The sequence below is a fragment of the Paenarthrobacter sp. 10L420 genome, assembly GCF_056395385.1.
Window position 1 is genome coordinate 34,904 of record NZ_JBFTJK010000016.1, and the last position, 18,773, is coordinate 53,676.

The 18,773-nt window shown below is 60.5% G+C and carries 18 protein-coding genes; 8 read left to right on the plus strand and 10 right to left on the minus strand.

Annotated elements, in window-relative coordinates:
- Positions 1–49 precede the first annotated feature (49 nt).
- The 6 genes from AC1DD5_RS19880 to AC1DD5_RS19905 all read left to right on the plus strand — a co-directional run bounded on the left by AC1DD5_RS19880 (position 50) and on the right by AC1DD5_RS19905 (position 7,002).
- The gene (locus tag AC1DD5_RS19880; protein ID WP_431115032.1) at positions 50–1,147 is read left to right on the plus strand and encodes a sugar ABC transporter substrate-binding protein; all 1,098 of its coding nucleotides are present in this window, start codon (positions 50–52) and stop codon (positions 1,145–1,147) included.
- A gap of 78 nt (positions 1,148–1,225) precedes the next feature.
- Complete coding sequence (locus AC1DD5_RS19885; protein WP_477522510.1) at positions 1,226–2,794, plus strand: sugar ABC transporter ATP-binding protein; 1,569 nt, start codon at positions 1,226–1,228, stop codon at positions 2,792–2,794.
- Positions 2,791–3,807, plus strand: a complete 1,017-nt coding sequence (locus AC1DD5_RS19890; protein WP_477522511.1) for an ABC transporter permease — start codon at positions 2,791–2,793, stop codon at positions 3,805–3,807. The genes AC1DD5_RS19885 and AC1DD5_RS19890 overlap by 4 nt, the downstream gene beginning before the upstream one ends.
- Positions 3,808–3,870: 63 nt before the next feature.
- Entirely contained in the window at positions 3,871–4,632 is a 762-nt protein-coding gene (locus AC1DD5_RS19895) for an SDR family NAD(P)-dependent oxidoreductase (RefSeq protein ID WP_477522512.1), read from the plus strand.
- Positions 4,633–4,642: 10 nt separating this feature from the next.
- Positions 4,643–5,608 (plus strand): alpha/beta hydrolase, encoded by a 966-nt coding sequence (locus AC1DD5_RS19900; protein WP_477522513.1) that lies wholly within the window; start codon positions 4,643–4,645, stop codon positions 5,606–5,608.
- Between the two features lie 71 nt (positions 5,609–5,679).
- Positions 5,680–7,002, plus strand: a complete 1,323-nt coding sequence (locus AC1DD5_RS19905) for an NtaA/DmoA family FMN-dependent monooxygenase (RefSeq protein ID WP_477522514.1) — start codon at positions 5,680–5,682, stop codon at positions 7,000–7,002.
- A gap of 136 nt (positions 7,003–7,138) precedes the next feature.
- Here the strand turns inward: AC1DD5_RS19905 and AC1DD5_RS19910 are convergent, their stop codons facing one another.
- The 6 genes from AC1DD5_RS19910 to AC1DD5_RS19935 form a co-directional block, all read right to left on the minus strand.
- Positions 7,139–7,576, minus strand: coding sequence for a nuclear transport factor 2 family protein (locus tag AC1DD5_RS19910; protein ID WP_477522515.1), 438 nt, complete (start codon positions 7,574–7,576; stop codon positions 7,139–7,141).
- Positions 7,567–8,373: an MBL fold metallo-hydrolase gene (locus AC1DD5_RS19915; RefSeq protein ID WP_477522516.1), complete on the minus strand. Its 807-nt coding sequence runs from the start codon at positions 8,371–8,373 to the stop codon at positions 7,567–7,569. The genes AC1DD5_RS19910 and AC1DD5_RS19915 overlap by 10 nt, the downstream gene beginning before the upstream one ends.
- A gap of 117 nt (positions 8,374–8,490) precedes the next feature.
- Complete coding sequence (locus AC1DD5_RS19920; RefSeq protein WP_477522517.1) at positions 8,491–8,985, minus strand: MarR family winged helix-turn-helix transcriptional regulator; 495 nt, start codon at positions 8,983–8,985, stop codon at positions 8,491–8,493.
- A 61-nt stretch (positions 8,986–9,046) separates the two neighbouring features.
- Positions 9,047–9,505, minus strand: a complete 459-nt coding sequence (locus tag AC1DD5_RS19925) for a DUF1003 domain-containing protein (protein WP_477522518.1) — start codon at positions 9,503–9,505, stop codon at positions 9,047–9,049.
- 62 nt (positions 9,506–9,567) lie between these two features.
- Positions 9,568–11,997, minus strand: a complete 2,430-nt coding sequence (locus AC1DD5_RS19930; protein WP_477522519.1) for a phosphoketolase family protein — start codon at positions 11,995–11,997, stop codon at positions 9,568–9,570.
- Between the two features lie 13 nt (positions 11,998–12,010).
- Complete coding sequence (locus AC1DD5_RS19935) at positions 12,011–13,159, minus strand: acetate/propionate family kinase (protein WP_477522520.1); 1,149 nt, start codon at positions 13,157–13,159, stop codon at positions 12,011–12,013.
- A gap of 167 nt (positions 13,160–13,326) precedes the next feature.
- Between AC1DD5_RS19935 and AC1DD5_RS19940 the strand changes: the two genes are divergently transcribed.
- Positions 13,327–14,151 (plus strand): universal stress protein, encoded by an 825-nt coding sequence (locus tag AC1DD5_RS19940; protein ID WP_477522521.1) that lies wholly within the window; start codon positions 13,327–13,329, stop codon positions 14,149–14,151.
- On the opposite strand, the gene AC1DD5_RS19945 is transcribed toward AC1DD5_RS19940, so the two are convergent.
- Entirely contained in the window at positions 14,148–14,660 is a 513-nt protein-coding gene (locus tag AC1DD5_RS19945; RefSeq protein WP_477522522.1) for a pyridoxamine 5'-phosphate oxidase family protein, read from the minus strand. The genes AC1DD5_RS19940 and AC1DD5_RS19945 overlap by 4 nt on opposite strands.
- Before the next feature lie 173 nt (positions 14,661–14,833).
- Here AC1DD5_RS19945 and AC1DD5_RS19950 point away from each other — a divergent pair, with 173 nt between their 5' ends.
- Positions 14,834–15,256 (plus strand): pyridoxamine 5'-phosphate oxidase family protein, encoded by a 423-nt coding sequence (locus AC1DD5_RS19950; protein ID WP_477522523.1) that lies wholly within the window; start codon positions 14,834–14,836, stop codon positions 15,254–15,256.
- On the opposite strand, the gene AC1DD5_RS19955 is transcribed toward AC1DD5_RS19950, so the two are convergent.
- The 3 genes from AC1DD5_RS19955 to AC1DD5_RS19965 are packed head-to-tail and all read right to left on the minus strand — an operon-like array spanning position 15,250 to position 18,714.
- Positions 15,250–17,142: a heavy metal translocating P-type ATPase gene (locus AC1DD5_RS19955; RefSeq protein WP_477522524.1), complete on the minus strand. Its 1,893-nt coding sequence runs from the start codon at positions 17,140–17,142 to the stop codon at positions 15,250–15,252. The two genes, AC1DD5_RS19950 and AC1DD5_RS19955, sit on opposite strands and share 7 nt — an antisense overlap.
- Positions 17,143–17,146: 4 nt before the next feature.
- The gene (locus AC1DD5_RS19960) at positions 17,147–18,214 is read right to left on the minus strand and encodes a zinc-dependent alcohol dehydrogenase family protein (protein ID WP_477522525.1); all 1,068 of its coding nucleotides are present in this window, start codon (positions 18,212–18,214) and stop codon (positions 17,147–17,149) included.
- A 29-nt stretch (positions 18,215–18,243) separates the two neighbouring features.
- Positions 18,244–18,714: a pyridoxamine 5'-phosphate oxidase family protein gene (locus tag AC1DD5_RS19965; protein ID WP_442005503.1), complete on the minus strand. Its 471-nt coding sequence runs from the start codon at positions 18,712–18,714 to the stop codon at positions 18,244–18,246.
- Positions 18,715–18,773 lie beyond the last annotated feature (59 nt).

Below are 18,773 nucleotides of genomic sequence, written 5' to 3' on the forward strand. Positions count from 1 at the left end.
CATGCACCCCGGCCGCCTAAGGCGCGGGCACCAGGTAATCAGGAGAATTATGCGTACAACGAAGTCGCTGGTCATGTTGGCTGCTGGATCTACGGCAGTGCTGCTGGCTTTGGCCGGTTGTGCCGGGAACGACGCCGGTAAACCGGGCAGTCAGGGCCCGGCCGGCACGGTCGCAATCGATGTCGGCAATGACATGACAGTCAACTTGAAGACCGGCAAGGGCCTTAAGGTCGCCGTTTTTATCCCGGGTGTTGCCAATGAGTTCGGGCTGGAGCAGGAGCGGGCAGCGAACGTGACTGCCAAGGAACTTGGCATGGATATGACCTTGTTCGACGCAGGTTACGACCCGAACAAGCAGCTCAACCAAATGCAGACTGCGATGACCTCCGGGAACTTCGATGCCGCAGTAGTAATGGCCCTCGACGGCGTGATGTCCTGCAAGCTCCTCACCCATGACTTCGCAAAGGCCAATATCCTTACGTCCATTTCGGGCTCACCCCTGTGCGACGACGGCAAAAACCAGGCCGGCAAGTCCGTTGACGACGTCTGGGCGCCGGGCACATTGAACTTCGTGGGCAGCAACACCACCCGCGATTATGTCGACGGCTGGTTGGCGGCAGCAGCAAAGGCCAACCCCGGCAAGCAGAAGATCGTTGCTGTTCTTGGCCCCGCGGTCAACACCCAGACACGCGTCACAGAAGCAGCACTGGCAAAGCTCACGGCCGACAACCCCGACTATTCCGTTGAGACGATTTACACGGACTGGACGACGACCGACGCCTACAACAAGACCCAGACCTACCTGCAGGGCCATCCTGACACCACCCTCATCATGTCCGCGTCCTCGCCCGACCTCACACAGGGCGTCATCCAGGCCGAAAAAGACGCGGGCCTGTCGGAGAAGGTGCACGTCGTGGACATCGGCTTCGGCAAGTTCCAGATCCAACAATTGGAGGCCGGTACGGTACAGCTCTCCACAATGCTGTTCCCTTTCAACCAAATGAAGGCAAACCTCAACTCCATTGCCGCTGCGCAACGCGGGGACGCCGGCACACGCTTTGTGGATGACTCGGTCATTGGCACTGCAAAGAATCCCTTCGTAGTCACAAAGGAAACGATTTCACAACTGCCCGCCGAGCTACGCTAGCGCGGCAGCTCACCAGCCTGGGGCTGGGCGTCGTTCGCTCGAACGCCGCCCAGCCCAACATAGAAAGTAGAACTGGCAATGGAGCCTTCGAAATCGGACCCGGTTATCGCCGTCGCACTTAAAGCGGTGTCGAAGACCTACGGTGCCACACGCGCACTAATCGATGTGGACGTTGAGATCCATGAAGGAACGGTACATGCACTGATCGGCGAGAACGGAGCGGGCAAGTCCACGGCGTTGGGCGCTATCGCCGGTCGCGTCGACTATGACGGGGGTGTCGTCGAAGTCTTCGGTGAACAAGTTGAACCGGGGAACCTTCGCGCTGCACGCCGGAGCGGTGTCTCGGCCATCTATCAGGAACTGACGATCATCCCGCATCTGGATGCAGCAGCGAACGTTTTTCTCGGCTCCGTCCTGTCCCGGTTCGGAGTACTCTCCGCCGCTGAGATGCGACGCAAATACGTCCAGCTGTGTGCCCAGCTGGAGGTCCAGGTCGTTCCGGCTGGCGTGCCCGTCGGCACCCTGTCAGTGGCCGAGCAGCAATTGCTTGAGATCATGCGGTCGCTGGTGGTGGATCCTCGCGTCATCCTTTTCGATGAGCCGAGCGCGTCCCTGGCCGTGGAGGAGCGGGAAGCCCTGTATAGAGCGATCGAAGGATTGCGTAAGCGCGGCGTCACCATCGTGATTGTCAGTCACAACTTCGATGAAATCGAACGGCTGGCCGACAGAGTCACGGTATTCCGGAATGGCCGGGCCATCGTCACGAGCGGGCGGGGAGAGAGTTCGCGCGCCGAACTCGTGCGCGCGATGCTTGGCGAGCAGCGAGGTGACCAAACCCTTGGCCGGGTGCTGATGGACAAGCCGGCCGGTATCCACCAGAAATCGATTGACCCGTCTCTTGCGCCGGTCCTTGAAGTGGTCGGCCTTACTGTGCCGGGGGTCATCGAGAACATCGACCTGGAAGTGAAGCCAGGCGAAATACTCGGCATTGCCGGTCTGGTAGGTTCGGGCCGCTCGACGTTGCTGAGGGCGATTGCCGGCGCGGAATCGACTGCCCGGGGAAGCATCCGCTTGTCGGGGGCCCAGTCCCCCTGGCCGCGAACAGTTCGCGCGGCCCGCAAGCTGGGAATAGGTCTGATCCCGGAAGACCGTAAGGGCCAGGGCCTGGTTATGCCCCGAAATGCCGCGGACAACATTGCCCTGTCCAATCTTGGCGCAGCCTCATCAGGCGGCGTAATTGGGCGAAGGAAACTGCGTGCCATGGTTGCCGAGGCTGCCTCGAAGCTGAACTTCCCGATAGCCCGGCTGGGTGAACGGAGCGACCGGTTTTCCGGCGGCAACCAACAGAAGCTCTTGATGGCACGGTGGTTGTACGACCGCCCGAAAGTGCTCCTCGCTGACGAGCCCACACGCGGTATAGACATCGGCGCCAAGGGCGAGTTGCTTGAGAGCCTGCGCAAAATGGCGGACGACGGCGTCGGCGTCATCGTGGTCTCATCCGAACTCGAGGAAGTGCTGGCCGTTTCGGACCGTGTACTCGTCGTCGCCAAAGGCCAAAGCATGGGCTTGCTGGAGCGAAACGGCGATCAAGAGATCGCCATGGAAGACGTACTGAAAGCTGCATTCGGATTGAAGGAGAACGCATGAGCGCCACCATCGACAGGGACACCACCCCGGATAACACCGTTGCTCCCCCTGTCACAAGAAAGAGAAGAGTCAATCTACGGGAGAGAGCAGCGAGCCTCGGGATGGTCTGGGTGCTCATCATCCTCGTGATGACGGCGATCAGCCTCAATCCTCGCTTCCTCAACCCAGGAAACCTCGTCAACATCCTCACCCAAAATGCACCTGTCGGCATTATCGCCGTAGGGATGACGTTCATTATTATCGCCGGAGGTTTCGACCTTTCGGTCGCCGCCGTACTGGCCATCGGCGGAGTGTCTTACGCAACGCTGTCCCACATGATGCCTGCGGGTCTGGCGATACTCATCACGCTGGTGATCGGATTCCTTCTCGGCCTGGTCAATGCCCTCCTCATCACAAAAGCGAAAGTGAACGCGTTCATCGCTACTCTCGCTACAGCCTCATTGTTCAGCGGGCTGACCTTGCTGTTCACGAACTCCAAACCGGTTCCCATGGCAGCAGGCGGCTACGACTTCCTCTCGGACAAGGACTTCCTCGGGGCGCCGCTCTCCGTCTGGCTGCTTGCTGTCCTCGTAGCGGCAGGATGGTTCGCACTTTCCAGAACCGTGTACGGCCGGGGCATCTACGCAATCGGCGGCAACAACGAAGCCGCACGGTTGGCCGGACTGCCCGTGGTGTCCCTCCGGGCAAGTACCTACGTGCTGACAGCGATGCTGGCAACCCTCGCGGGAATCGTCCTGGGGTCGGTCATCGGCGTCGGACAGCCAGGCGTGGCCGTTGGAGTCACGCTTAACTCGATCGCGATCGTCATCATCGGCGGAACTTCATTGCTCGGCGGAGAAGGCGCCATGTGGCGAACACTCGTCGGCATCCTGATCTTTGGGACGATCAACAACGTCTTTGACATCCTGGCATTTCCGCAGGCAACACAAGAGGTGGCCCTTGGTGTGATCGTGCTCGCCGCCGTCTCGCTGGACGCCTACACACGGTCTCGGAAGCGGTCAGGAGAAGCCTGAGCTGTCTCATATCCTCGTCCGCAGTACCTGCTCACAGATCAACCATCAGGGAAGGAAGATGACATGTCACGATTGGCCGGCAAGGTCGCCGTCGTCACGGGCGCAGCCAGCGGAATGGGCCTCTCTGCCCTCAAGCTCTTCGTAGCCGAGGGGGCGCGGGTAGCGGCCACCGACATCTCCGCAGAGGCACTGCAACAGGCGGTCGGGGAAGTCACCGAAAACGGAGGCGAGGCCATTGCACGCACGCACGATGTTTCCTCCGCTGAGAACTGGAAGCGTGTAGTCGAGGACGTACTCGCCGAGTGGGGCACGATCGACATCCTGATCAACAACGCCGGAATTGCCATGGCGAAGGGTGTTCTCGAAGCCGAGCTTGACGACTGGAACAAGGTGATGTCCATCAATGTCACCGGATCCTGGCTGGGAATGAAGAGCGTCATTCCCGCCATGCAGGCCGCGGGTGCCGGTTCCATCGTGAACGTGTCATCGATCGCCGGCATTGTGGGTGGCGCCTCGGATGGCGGCAGTGCAGCCTACTCCGCTTCGAAGGGGGCAGTCCGCTCCCTGACAAAACACACTGCCCAGTGGTTTGCCAAGGACAACATCCGGGTGAATTCAGTGCATCCCGGTCCGGTCGACACCGGCCTGACCCGTGGCTACGGGCTCACAAGGGAATCGCTCGCCAACCCTGAAACCGTTCCTTTGCCGCCCCACGCGGGGGAAGCCTCCGACATCGCGTATGGCATGCTCTACCTCGCATCGGATGAGGCCAAGTTCATCACTGGAACGGAACTCGTCATCGACGGCGGGTTCACCTCTCACTGAAAGGATCACAATGACGCATTCCCCGGACACCGAACCACGCGTGACTGGTAACAATGGCCAGACCCCGGATGCTGATTACCGGCAGGAAAACGACTACCAGGATGACCTCACAATCTCTGGCAAGGATGCTTCTGCCTATGTCTTCGCCGATGACACCAAGCCGATCTATTCGCTGGGTCCAGATTCCGAGCGACAGCCAGGCACCCCTCAAGGCACGCTGACAAAGGGACGTCACACAGGGCGAAGCGTTTACCCTGGCGTGGAACGGAGCTACTACCTCTACGTCCCTGCTCAATACACGCCAGACAAGCCCGCCGCCCTTGCCATTTTTCAGGATGCCAATCTGTATCTGGCACCGAAGGCCAGCGCGGATATCGTCCTGGACAACCTCATCAACAAGGGCGAGATCCCGGTTACGGTCGCCATATTCATTGAAGCAGGCGAGCAAGGCCCGGGATATCCCCACTTTGGCGGAACGGACAACCGCAGCATCGAGTACGACTCCATCAACGGCGACTATGCCAGATTCCTCACGGACGAATTCCTGCCGGATGCCATAGGGCATCTCAATGTCTCCACGGTTCCCCGGGATCGAGTGCTTGTAGGCATCAGTTCGGGCGGCAACTGCGCGTTCACCGCAGCCTGGGCACGTCCTGACGTCTTCGGCAACGTCATCTCCCATTGCGGCAGCTTCATCAATATCCGGGGCGGCCACAATCATCCCTCGGCAATCCGGCAGAACCCACGAAAACCAATCCGGGTGTGGCTCCAGACTGGAGCCCGGGACCTTGACGTCATCTTCGGCAGTATTCCGATCGCCAACCACGACATGTTCGCAGCCCTTGAGTATCGACGCTACGATGCCAAATTCGTGTACGGCGAGGGCGGACACTCGCTCCTGCACGGTGGCGCAGTCCTCCCGGAGACACTGAGGTGGATTTTTCGCGATCATCCGGATACTGCGGACGCGCAATAGCCGGAACCTTGGCGAACTGGGCCGGAACAGGACCGTCGGCGACCCCAATCTGCGCACAGAAAGAGGAGATCATGACCAGACAAATGATTGTCGGCATGCATCTGGGCAACGGATACGGCAACCTGCCTGCGGCCTGGCGCGCCCCGGCAGTAGACCCCAGGAGCTATACGAGTTTTGACGCGAAGGTTCGCCATGCCCAGGCGGCCGAGCGCGGGAAGCTCCACTTCCTGTTCCTACCGGATGACCCCACACACGTCGGCGATATCGAGAACGAGCCGCCCCACTTCAATCTCGACGTCATGGTGACGTTGGCAGCTGTAGCCCGCGAAACCAGCCGGATTGGCCTTGTCGCCACCGGCTCGACGACGTTCAACGAGCCGTTCAACCTCGCCCGACAGTTCAAGGCGCTGGATGTCATGAGTCATGGGCGGACGGGTTGGAATGCCGTCACCTCGAGCGGACAAGATGTCGCGGCAAATTATGGCCAACGACTTCCATCCAGCCAGGAACGCTACGGGAGGGCGCATGAGACGATCCAGCTAGTACAGTCTCTTTGGGGCAGCTGGGGAAAGACAGCGTGGATGCACGATAAGGCAACGGGCCGCTTCGCGGACGCCGACCAGATCGCACCCATCAATATGGGTGGCAATTTCGTCGCCTCGCGTGGTCCGCTGTACATCCCTCCATCCGAGCAGGGTCAACCTGTTGTCTTCCACGCGGGAGGCAGTGCGAACGCCCTCGAACTCGCCGGTCGTTACGCCAGTGGCGTCATCGGCGCAGCTTTCACTCTCAACGATGCGCGTGCGCAGCGCGCCGCCTTTCGTGAAGCGGCCGAACGCGCCGGGCGGGATCCGGACGAGCTCAAGTTCTTTGCCGGCCTAATGACGACGATCGCCAAGGACAAGCGCGAAGGTCTTGATCGCCGAATTACGCTGAGTGAGCGAATCTTTCCTCAGCGCGCGTCCTATCTTGGACAGATGCTCGGCCTGGGCCTCGATCCGGCACAGCTCGACGAGGCACTATCGCGGGAGCAACTGTCCAAGGCGCGGCCATCAGCGGGCGACCCTCGCTCGGCTAATGCACTTAGGATCGCGAGTGAAGGCTGGACGGTCCGCGATGTGCTCGCGCACGGTGTGATCGACTACCACCCCGTCGTCGTCGGACCGGCCGCCGAAGCCGCTGACCACATGCAGAAATGGTTCGAAGCAGAAGCTGTGGACGGCTTCTGGGTGTCGCCGGACATATACGAGGACGGGATTGACGCCTTCGTCGATGGCGTCGTGCCAATCCTCCAGGATCGCGGGCTATTCCACCGGGAATATAACGGCACAACCCTGCGCGAACATCTTGGCGTTCCGGCCCAATATGGAGTCGATCCGCGCGTCACGAAGTGACGTGAATCAAACGTGACCTGGCTCGGGATAGCGGGCGACATCGGCTAATACGGCAACGCCATCCACCAATACGGCCTGTTCTGGTAGAAGGAAGACGGCGACCCGCTGGACTAGTCTGCGGCCGGGTCGGCATTCGTCAATGGTCCCCCTCGTCGCCAGCGGCTTCGGCGACTTTCGCGGTGTCGACGAACTGCTCGAAGCGCACGATGAGACCCCCGCGGACAATGAAGTGGTGCGCTACCCGGACATTGAGCTTCCGCCCGGTTTTACGGTGCGTTGCTGTGTATCGTGCGAGGACGACGACGTTCTCACCATCGACGACGTAGCTGTCATCGTGAGCGGTCCAACCGTCCCAGTCGCGCCCGAGTACTTCCATGACGTTGGACGTGACGCCCTGCGGTGTGCGATAGGTTCCCGCAAGGGGAAACCCCGCCATTTCAGTCCATTCGACGTCGGGCGCCATCGTGGCACGAAGCGCCTCGAGGTCACCGGCGGCTGAGGCAATGTACTGCCGGCGGACAACATCACGAGGGGCTGTGGACGTCCTTGGGTCCATCGTCTCGTTCAGCCCCATGTCATCTCACCTTTGGCCACCTTGGGTCCAATTTGTGCCGCGATCAGCATTCCTGATTCCGGATAGCTTTCCACGAGCGCGGCTGTTGCCGAAGCACCATCGGGGGAATGTTCGAGAATGCGCTCGAAGTCCTGCAGATACTTGCGGGTGTAATCAATGCCGCTCGCATCGTTTGCTGTCCCAGGAAGCTTGTGTCCGGCGACGACCAACTGAGGCTCCAGCGATTGCATCTCATCGAGCATGTCGATCCAGGCAGCCCGCTGTTCCGGCGTCGCGGTATCGGCGGTCCAGACATGTTCCTGCTGGAACGCCAGGACCCCACCAACGACGGCCTGGTAATCGGCGTTCCACAGATAATGCCGGTCCGGCAGGAGGGTCGAACCTCCCTTGACGTCGAATCTGTAGCCATCCAGCTCAAGGAAATCACCGACGAGCGGGGTGATCGGGACCAATCGCGTTGGCAGGTTCGCTCCCAGCGTGGCCCACGCCTTGAGCTTGCCTTCGAAGGAGTCGCGGATGTGCTCGATCACGATCGGAGTGGCGACGATGGCCGCATCGGGAAACGCATCAGCGATAGCTTCCAGGCCGAAATAGAAATCCGGGTCGGCGTGGCTTACAAAGACCGTGGCCAGGTCCTTCCCGGAGTCGAGGATGGCGGCTACCAACCGGTGTCCGTCTGCGCGCGTGAAGCCGGCATCAACGAGCAACGCTTCTGTGGGACCTGTGACCAGGATGGCTGACTTATTGGGTGAACCGGCGGGAAAGTCCAGATCGAAGACTTCGAAGTTAAGCGACATGGGTGGTGCTCCTTCTCGTGTACAGCACGGAACGTCCAGGCAGGCGGCTTGGTACCACCCATAGCCAGTAACAAAGCTGACTAGTCAGCTATTCCCCTCTCGCGCACGGACCGGTGATCACGGCATGGTCGGCAGTTCTTTCGCGGCGTTCTTGCTCAGCGTCCGGATAGCTGTCGCAAAGACCTCGGCTTGATCAACGGGCAAGGGGTCGATGACATAGCGTTCTACGTTTCGGGCATGCAGGGCAGCGGCCCGAAGGAGGACTTGCTCTCCGTGAGGGGTGAGGTGGATCAGCTGGACGCGACGATCATCCGTGGAACCTCTGCGCTCGATCAAACCCTGCGCCGATGCCCGCTGAACCAGCCGGGTAGCACCACCCGAGGTCAGCACCCTGGCTTGCGCAATATCGCGCACAGGCATTCCCTTGTCACCAGCACGGCCCACTAAGAGAAGGAGTTCGAATAGTGAGTGACTGAGCCCCACCTCCTGCTCCAAAGATCGACCAAGCAAATACTCCAGCCGGTTAGCAGCACCCAGCAAACGCCCGAAAACCAGGATACGAGGATCATTGGCGGCCTCTTGAGCAGTCTTAAGTTCTCCCTGTACTTCCACCCTCCAACACTAAACGTGGGGTACGGCTAGAGATACCAGCAACTTGCTGGGGCCATTGAGATTACTCTTCCGCGGCTTGCCCCGCCTCCCGGTCGCCGTCGCCTCCCGACGTTCTGGGCCGCAACAACAGGGCCCTCAGTTCCTCAAGAAGTTCCAGTTGTTGGCTGTTGATTGCCATCAGCCGATCGATCTCGGTTTTTGCCTGCACGTCCGTTTCATAGTCATGCAAGGCCATAGCTGCTGCGATGGCGTCTTGCCGCTTTGCAGCTATCAGCAATATTGCGCCCTGAAGCCCAGCCAGCATGGACAGGAAGAGGTTCAGAAGGATGAATGGATATGGATCCCATGCATGTGACGTAAAGACAAATGTGTTGATAGCAGCCCAAGCAGCCATAAATGCAACGAACAGCGATACGAAGATCCAACTACCCATGCCATTCCGAAGGATATCCGCTGCGCGCTCGCCCCGGCTCAAACCTGCTTTATGCTGCCTATGCCAGGTAGCCGGTCTCTCACTCATGAACCCAGCGTAGGGTCTGCTTCCCTGCATTCGGACATTCGGCACGAGGAGATCGAGCTCCTTTAGGAATCCGGCTCCGTCCATACCCAGTCGCGGATTTCAGGGAGGTCCTCGAAGTGTTCGCGTATATGTGCAGCGTGGGCGTCGAGCTGGTTGCGGCAGTGTTCCAGGAGTTCTTCTGCACCCGCGAAATGTCCGCGGGAACGGCGAAGTGATTCCATGACGAGGTGATAGCGGCTGACTTTGTTCAGGACCACCATGTCAAACGGTGTGGTCGTAGTACCCTGCTCGTTGTATCCGCGGACGTGGAACCTCTCAGGCAGCGGGCGACCATGCAGGAGCTGATGGAGGGCCCGTGCATACCCGTGCCATGCCATCACCACATCCACGTCACCAGTAAAGATCTCTTCAAATTTCTCACTGGAAAGCCCATGCGGATGCGTGTCCGGAGGCGGTAGGACCATGGCGTCCATGACGTTGACCACCCTGACAGTCAGATCGGGAACATGGCGCCGGAGCAGCCATGCCGCTGCCAAGGTCTCCTGGGTCGGAACATCCCCCGCACAGGCCAGGATGATGTCGGGTTTCGCAACGTCCTTCGAAGACCCCAGGGACACTTCGTTCCCCGCCCAGTCCCATACGGATGCACCGACGGCGGCGTGCTTCCTGGCCTCGTCGAGGGTCAAATACTGCGGGTGGTCCTGCTTGTCGATGACAGCAAGGTTCACATAGTTCTTGCTTTTGAGCATGTGTTCCGCTGTGACCAGCAGGGTGTTGGCATCCGGTGGAAGGTAGACCCGTATGACAGTGCCGGACAGTGACAAGACCGTGTCGATGAGTCCCGGACCCTGATGGCTGAAACCGTTGTGGTCGTTCCGCCAGCAGGTGGAGGTCAGGAGGATATTCAGGCTCGGCACAGGCTGCCGCCACTCCAGGTCCCGCGAATGTTGGAGCCATTTGGCGTGCTGGACTGTCATGGACGCACTCACCATTGCAAACGCCTCGTAGCTCGCGAACAAGCCGTACCTGCCAGTAAGGACGTATCCTTCCAGCCATCCTTGGCAGAGATGTTCGGAGAGGACTTCCATGACGCGTCCATTAGCGGAAACATGGTCGCCGCCAGATGGGGCAGCCACACTGGCATCCGGCTCCAGAAGGCAACGGTCCGTGGCTTCAAAGACGGCACCGAGCCTGTTGCTGTTGGTTTCGTCGGGACAGAAAAGCCGGAATCTGGGATCCTCGGCAGTGTCAATATAGATATCCCGGAGCATTTCCCCCAGCGGCTTTGTGCTTTGGTACATTTTTTGGCCTCGGGGCAGGGTCTCCACAGCGTACTTTTCGATGGGCGGAACCACGAGATCCGTGCCACCCACGCCGCGACTGGCCGGCAGCGCGCCCATGCGCAGATCGCCGTCGGGAGCCAGCGCCGCCAATTCGGCGAAAAGCCGGCCATCGGCGTCGAACAGCTCCTCCGGCCGGTAGGAGCGCATCCAGGTTTCCAGTTGCGCCAGGTGCTCCGGTTTTTCCCGCACTCCGGCGAGAGGGACCTGATGTGAACGGAAAGTACCTTCAACGGGGACCCCATCAACGGTTGCCGGCCCGGTCCAGCCTTTGGGTGTCCGCAGGATAATGGCTGGCCATCGGGCTGGCCCCGTAACGCCTTCCTGGCCGGCATGTGACTGTATCGCCCGGATGGCTGCGTAGGCGGAGTCCATGGCTGATGCCAATGCTGGATGGACAAGGTCAGGATCATCCCCGTCGACGATCACAGGCTCCCAGCCATGCGCTTCGAGCAACGACGCCACCTCCAGGTTCGAGCGCCGTCCCAAGACAGTAGGCCCCGAGATCTTGTAGCCGTTGAGGTGGAGAATCGGAAGCACAGCGCCGTCGCTCAGCGGGTTAAGAAACGACGGCGCCTTCCAGGAACCCTCCAATGGCCCGGTTTCTGCCTCCCCGTCCCCCACCACACACGCAACGATCAGGCCGGGGTTGTCCATTGCCGCACCTGTGGCATGCATCAGCGAATACCCCAATTCACCGCCTTCGTGAATGGAACCTGGCGTGGCCGGTCCGACATGGCTCGCGATCCCGCCCGGCGTCGAAAACTGCCTGACCAGTCGTCTCAGCCCTGCAAGATCCCTGCCAACAGCGGGATAGACCTCGGAATAGCTGCCTTCGAGATATGTGTTGGCGACGACGGCGGGGCCTCCGTGACCGGGGCCCGTCACCAAGAGGACTTCCGCACTCGTGCGACGGATGAGGCGATTCAGGTGGGCGTAAATAAGAGACAACCCGGGACTGGTCCCCCAATGGCCCAGAAGTCTGGGCTTGATGTGCTGGGCTTGCAATGGCTCGCGGAGCAGCGGATTTTCCTGGAGATAGATCTGTGCAACAGTCAGGTAGTTCGCCGCTGCCCAGTACTTGTTGAGCAGTTCGAAGTCTTCGCTTTCCGACCGCGAACCTGGGTGGCTGTCTTGAGTGCGTTGCGTCATGCCGCGTTCCTTCCTAACTATGTCCACCGAGGAGTGATGCAGTTGCTTCAGCTATGGCCCGTTCCTCGTCGCTGGGCACTACCAGCACCGGAAATGACGAGTCATCGGAGCTGACTCCACGGATGCCTTCCACTGGGGCCGAATTCCTGTCCTCCGTGATGCGTAGTCCCAAGGGGGCCAGCCATGAGAGGACCCGCGACCTGAATACATCGGAGTTCTCGCCCACGCCACCTGTGAACACCAATGCGTCGGGCTTTTGAACCACCATGGAGTACGCCGCTACGTACTTGGCCAAACGATAGGCAGCCGCTTCGAGGGCGAGAATGGCCTTGGGTTCTCCCCTTGTTGCAGCCGCGCAGACCTCACGCATGTCCGCGGTCCCGGCCAATGCCCGGAGGCCTGATCTGTGGTTGAGCACCTCATCGACGTCCTCGGCCGACGCTCCCGCACGCTGCATCAACAGGATGATGGAAGGGTCCAGATCGCCGGAGCGGGTTCCCATGATGAGTCCCTCCAGCGGTGTCATTCCCATGGAGGTGTCAACGCTCTGACCTCCCCTCACGGCAGTGACTGAGGCCCCGTTTCCGATATGCGCCACAATCGCATTCAACGAGGAACCGTCCACCCCGAGGTAGGACGCAGTGTCACGGCAGGCCATCCCAACGGAGATGCCATGAAATCCGAAGCGCCTGATGGGGTGTTCCACATAGCTGTCTTCCGGAACGGCATAGCGGGCGGCGAACTCCGGTATGGACCGGTGGAAAGCGGTGTCGAAGACGGCCACCTGTGGAACGCCCGGCCAACGCTCTTGCGCAGTGTTCATGCACGCGGCGCTGGCAGGATTGTGAAGCGGCGCCAGCGGGCTGAGCCCCTCAATAGCCCTTACAACGTCTGGCGTGACAAGTGCAGGGGTGCTGAAGCGGTCGCCGCCGTGGACCACACGATGCCCGACTGAATCCGGAGTACCTGAATCCAGGCTGTTGGCCACAGCCGTAACGATTTCGTCAAAAACGCCGTGGAGGCGGGCGGCATCGAAACGATGATCCGGCGGCCAATTGACTTGTCCGGAAGCCAGGATGCTGTTGTTTCCGGTCGGGACCGTGGTGTCCCTCAAGTGGTACTTCAGTGACGACGAGCCGGGGTTCAGCACAAGAACGTGCACCTCATGTCCTTCCCGTCGGTCTTCGGTGAAAGGTCAAGCACTCTCTGCTGAGGACCCTAACGCACTCTGCCGATCAGCGGGAGGGGCTTCGGACCCTTGCCACGACGGTCCGCCACGCCGATAGTGGAGACGATCACTATCGGAATGAACCGAAGGGACGTCTGTACGTGAAAAAGCAGATTCTGGCGGCCCTTGATGGTTCCAGGGCGGGCAGCCGTGTCGCAGACTGGGCTCTCGCCCGTGCAGATGCCCTCGGTCTGGTACTCAATCTCATCCACGTCGTTCCCCCGGATTGGGCATTCCCACTCCCGGGTGACCGTACCTTGACGATGGAGCGTGCCAACGACCTCCTCAAGAGCGAAGCAGCGCGACTTGCCGGGATCTTTCCCTCGATGGAGATCAAATCCACGCAATTCTCCGGCGAACCCGCGGAAACGATTGCCTCCCTGTCCTCGGAAGCGGAGATGGTGGTGGTTGGAACGGATCGCGGCCCAGGTACCGAAGGTCAGGGATACGGCTCGGTCAGTTTCCAGATCGCAGTCACCAGCAAAGCGCCAGTCGCTGTGGTCCCGGACATTACTGCGGGGAAACGTTCTGGAGTGGTGGTCGGAGTAGACGGCTCCCCAGATTCGCTGTGCGCCTTGGACATGGCAGCTACTGAAGCCTCACGCCTAAGGGAGGAGCTGGTCATTGTTCATGCATCAGGTCCAGGGGCCCTGGCGCCCAAGGATGGGGACGTTATGGGCGACTCTGTCCGGTGGGTCAAAGAACGTTACCCGGCCCTGAACGTCCGGGAGAAGTTGGACTTGGACCACCGTCCAGGGGATGCACTCGTCGCTGCTGCAAAGGAAGCCCAGGTCCTGGTGATGGGATGCAGGGGTCGTGGCGGATTGCGCGTGCTTTTGGGATCTGTGGCGCAGCATGTTCTCCTGAATGTCCAGTGCCCCACAATCCTGACCCGGCCCGAGCCAAACACGCGGCATGGCAATTAGCCGTTTTCGTCGTCGTTCCGTTTTGAGGAGTCCCCGTCCGTCGTGTCGTCCACGGCAGCCGACGGGTCCAGGGGCGGCCACCATTTCGACGGCGGCGTGATCACAAACCGCCGACCACTGATTTCCGTGGGAGTGACCCTGACCAGAATGTCCTTTGCACCCGGCTGCCATGGCGCCAACCCTGCATTTACGGCTTCCTGAATTTCCTCGGGGTGGGTTACGAACTCTGGATGACCCTTGATGATGACACTCCACGCGATGGTTCCATAACGATTAAATCCATCAGCCTCCAGGGCAATCGGTGTCCCTTCACGAAGGGCTTTGTGTTTGGTCCCTTGCCCTGTCCTGAACAGGATCGTCCCGAAATTGGGAATGTAGTTCACCGGAAAGATCTCCGGAACGTTTCCGTTGATGAGTGCAATCCTGCAGGTGGATGTGGACTGAAGATACTTCCAGCAGTCGTGAACGCTGAGCTCTTTGGTGTCCTGGTCCATCGATGTGTTCTCCATGGCGCGAGCCTAACGCGTCATTGGGGGCCAGCGTAGAGCCGAAGGTCACGGTGGACAGGTTGCTGCGGGACCTTGGACTCTGTTGGCAGGCACGACCGCAGCCATAGGATCACGACATCAGATGGCAGGAACCCTTGGCGCCTGTCCCGTCCGCACCACAGGAGACAACGATCATGGAAAATGACGAGCGGCCCGGCACCGTCCTGTCTGAGGACGATTCATGGAAAGTCCTCGAACGCAACCAACATGGTCGCCTGGCGGTCAGCGTTTTGGGTGAGCCCGACATCTATCCCCTGAACTTCATCGCCCACAACCATCGGCTGCTCCTAAGAACCAACCCGGGAACGAAGCTGGCCGAACTGACGGTGAACGAGAAGGTGGCCTTCGAAGTGGAGGAGATTTTAGATGCACAGGCATGGAGCGTAGTTCTTAAGGGCAAGGCGAGGGTTATTGAGTCGCAAACCGAAATCGACGAGGCAGACAAGCTGCCCCTCAAACCATGGATTGCCACCCGCAAGTACACCTACGTCGAAATTACTCCGACAAGCATCCAGGGCCGTTACTTTGAACTTGGGGATGAGCCGGAACGTTACTGACGCGGAATCCGTTCGGGTTGGACGGTTTCCAGTTGTGCGGGCTTGAAATGCTGCACCGGTCCAAGTGCCCTTAGCGCGTTCAGAATCGTCGCCAGGTCTACAAGTTCCTGCAGCAGTGCTCCGGCAACAGCCGGGATCACCCCGAACGATGCCATGACCATCAGGCCCAGGCTCAACAGAATGCCGGTCCAGATACTCTGCCGGGCAATCCGCAGCGTGTACTCCCCGATGTCCACAGCCGACGCGACCCTGGACAGGTCATCGACCATGATGACCACATCGGCCGACTCGCTGGCTGCGGTGGAGCCTTTGGCGCCCATGGCGACTCCGACGTCGGCCGCAGCCAGGACGGGTGCGTCATTGACGCCGTCGCCCACCATCATGACCTGCCTCATCGGCAGGGACGCAACGGCAGCGACTTTGTCCGCCGGCAGGCATTCCGCCAGGACGTTGCCGATCCCGGCCACAGCGGCAATGTGGCGGGCAGTAGTTGCGGTGTCGCCCGTCAGCAGCATCGTCTCCACGACACCGAGCTTCCGGAGCAGGGCGAGTGTATCAACGGCGTTGGTGCGCAGCGGATCGCTCATGATCAGGCTTCCGGCATATGTGCCATCGACACCGACGTACACGGCGAGCTGTCCACCTTCCAAGGGTGTGCGTTCGAACCCGCTCGTATTTGCGCTGACGAACGCAGGCTTTCCTACGAGAACCGTCTGCGGCCCCACAGCGGCGCTGACACCATTGGTGGCGTGTTCGCTGGCACCGGACGCCGGCAACAGAGGTAAGCCACGCTCTCGGGCGGCCTCAATGACGGAGGCCGCGAAGACATGGGAGGAATATTGCTCGGCCGATGCCGCCAGCTGCAGAAGCCTGTCCTCGGACAGGGTACCCCCGGCAGCAAGCCGTATCCCGGACAGGACGGGCCTGCCCTGAGTGAGTGTCCCGGTCTTATCGAACACAGCCGTCTTCACCCGGCTGAGCTTCTCCAGGGTACCGGCGTTCTTAATAATGATTCCTGCTTTGGCGGCACGGCTGGCACCGGCAAGAAAGGCGACAGGTGCCGCTATCAACAGAGGGCAGGGTGTCGCCACCACCAGCACCTGGGCAAAGCGCGCGGGATCCTGGCTAAGCAGCCACGCCGTACCGGCAAGAAGAAACGCAACCAGTGTGAAGGGCACTGCGTACCTGTCAGCCAAGCGCACCATGGGGGCGCGGCTCGCTGCAGCTTCCCGCACCAAGGCGACGATCTGGCTGTACTGGGACTCCTCCGTTGAGGCAGTGGCCACCAGGCGTATGGCGTCGGCTCCGTTCAGGGAGCCACTGAGCAACCGGTCACCCTTTGCTCGCTCCGCCGGCGGGCTTTCCCCTGTGATCGCGGACTCGTCAAGAGTCCCGACGTCGGACAACATCCTGCCATCGACGGGGACCGTTTCTGCCGGCTTCACCAAGAGGAGGTCGCCAGGACGGATGATGTCGACACCAACGTCCACCACCTGGCCATCCGAGCCCTCGCGATGGGCGCTCCGGGGAGCACGCTCCAACAACGCTCGGAGCTCTCTTGTGGCCCGGCCCTGGGCAAAGTCCTCCAGTGCTTCGCCGCCAGTCAACATGAGGACGATGACCAATGAGGCCACGTATTCCCCAACCGCTGCTGTGGAACCAATCGCCGTCACAGCCAAGAGGTCGATGCCCCACCGTCCCCGAAGGAGGCCTTTGACCATAGCCACCGTACGGTATAAGGCCACCGAGAGTGAATAAATGGTGGCTGTTCCCTGGGCCGCAGCGGCGTGTCCCGCGATGACCAATCCCGCAACGATGACCCCTGCCAGCACTGTGGACGCTACCAAAGGAAAGCGCAGCGCAAGCTTCGCTACTTGCGGTGCCACGGCGCTAATCATGCGGGGTTCTGCTGAGGACCACCTTCAAAGCCTCCGTTTCGACCGCCCTTGAGAATGTGTCGTACGCATCCAGAATCTGGTCAAGCGCGAAATGATGGGTTGCGAATTTCCCGGCAGGCAGCTTTTGTTGGGCGACGAGGCGAAGCAGCATCGGAGTCGTGTTGGTGTTGACCAAGCCCATGCTGATATTGATGTTGCGGATCCAAAGATCTTGGAGCGGAAGTTCGACGGGCTTCCCGTGAACGCCAATGTTTGCAACGTTTCCCCCTGGCCGCACCAAGCGCAATGCCATCTCAAAAGTCTCCGGGAGCCCGACGGCTTCCAGGGCAACATCAACCCCGGCACCATCAGTGAGGGCAAGGACCTCACTGATCCACTCGGGGTTCATTGGATTCACGGCGTGCGTCGCACCAAATTCCGCCGCCCGGGCCAGGCGGCTCTCGTTGGGGTCAATGGCAATAATGGTCGCGGCACCATGAAGCCCCGCCGTCGCCATCACTGCCAGGCCGATGGGCCCGGCGCCAACAACGGCAATGACGTCACCGGGGGCCACGCGACCATCGCGGACACCGATTTCGAAGGCTGTGGGCAGGATATCGGAGAGCATAACGGCCTGATCATCGCTTACCCCCGGGGGGAGCTTGTGGAGCGAGTTGTCCGCGTACGGGACGCGAACGAATTCCGCTTGGGTCCCGTCGATGAGGTGACCGAAGATCCACCCCGTCCCCACCTGGCCCTCTTCTCCAAGGCAATGGGAAAACAAGCCCTTCCTGCAGTTGCTGCAATGGCCGCAGGACTTGATGCACGAGATGATGACCCGGTCACCAACGCGCAGGCCGCTAACCGAGGTGCCTATCTCGGTGACGGTACCGACGCCTTCATGCCCGAGGATCCGTCCTGGCTGTACCGCTGGGACGTCGCCCTTGAGGATGTGCAGGTCCGTCCCGCAGATGGTGGTCGTGTCAATGCGGACAATCGCATCCGTAGGGTGGGTGATGTGTGGATCAGGAACGTCCTTCCAGGACGTGGATCCTGGTCCTTCATAGACGAGTGCCTTCATGGTGTGGTCCATTCCTGTAGGAGCCACCGTCATTCCAAACCCGCACGGGTGGCGTCGTCCAAAGGGCTCCACCACGTCAATGGCGGTGTCACCTTGAAACGCCTCCCCGTCATCGTGGTTGGGATAATCCGGACGAAGTGATCCTTCCGCCCGGCTTGCCAGGGGAAGAGAAGCAGTCCCACAGTGTCCAGTACTTCCTGCGTCAGCTGGATGCTTTCGGCCGTCCCCTTTACCACCACGCTCCAGGCAATTCCCGAGGCTGTATCCACACCGTCGGCTTCCAGCGCTACCGGCGTTGTTCCAAGCGCAGCATGGAGTTTGGTTCCTTCGCCGGTTCGGAAGACCAAGGTGCCGTGGTCAACTTTGTAGTTGATGGGGAAGATATCGGGATGGTCGCCCATCCACACTGCCAGGCGGCCCACGGATACGCTGCGGAGTTGCTCCCAACATTGCTTGGTGTCCAGGTGCTCGGCCTCGGGTGCTGATGGTTCGTTCCTCATGCGAGGATCCTAAGCCTGCCTCGGTTACTGCGACAGGGCCCAAAGACCCCTTCTGCCTG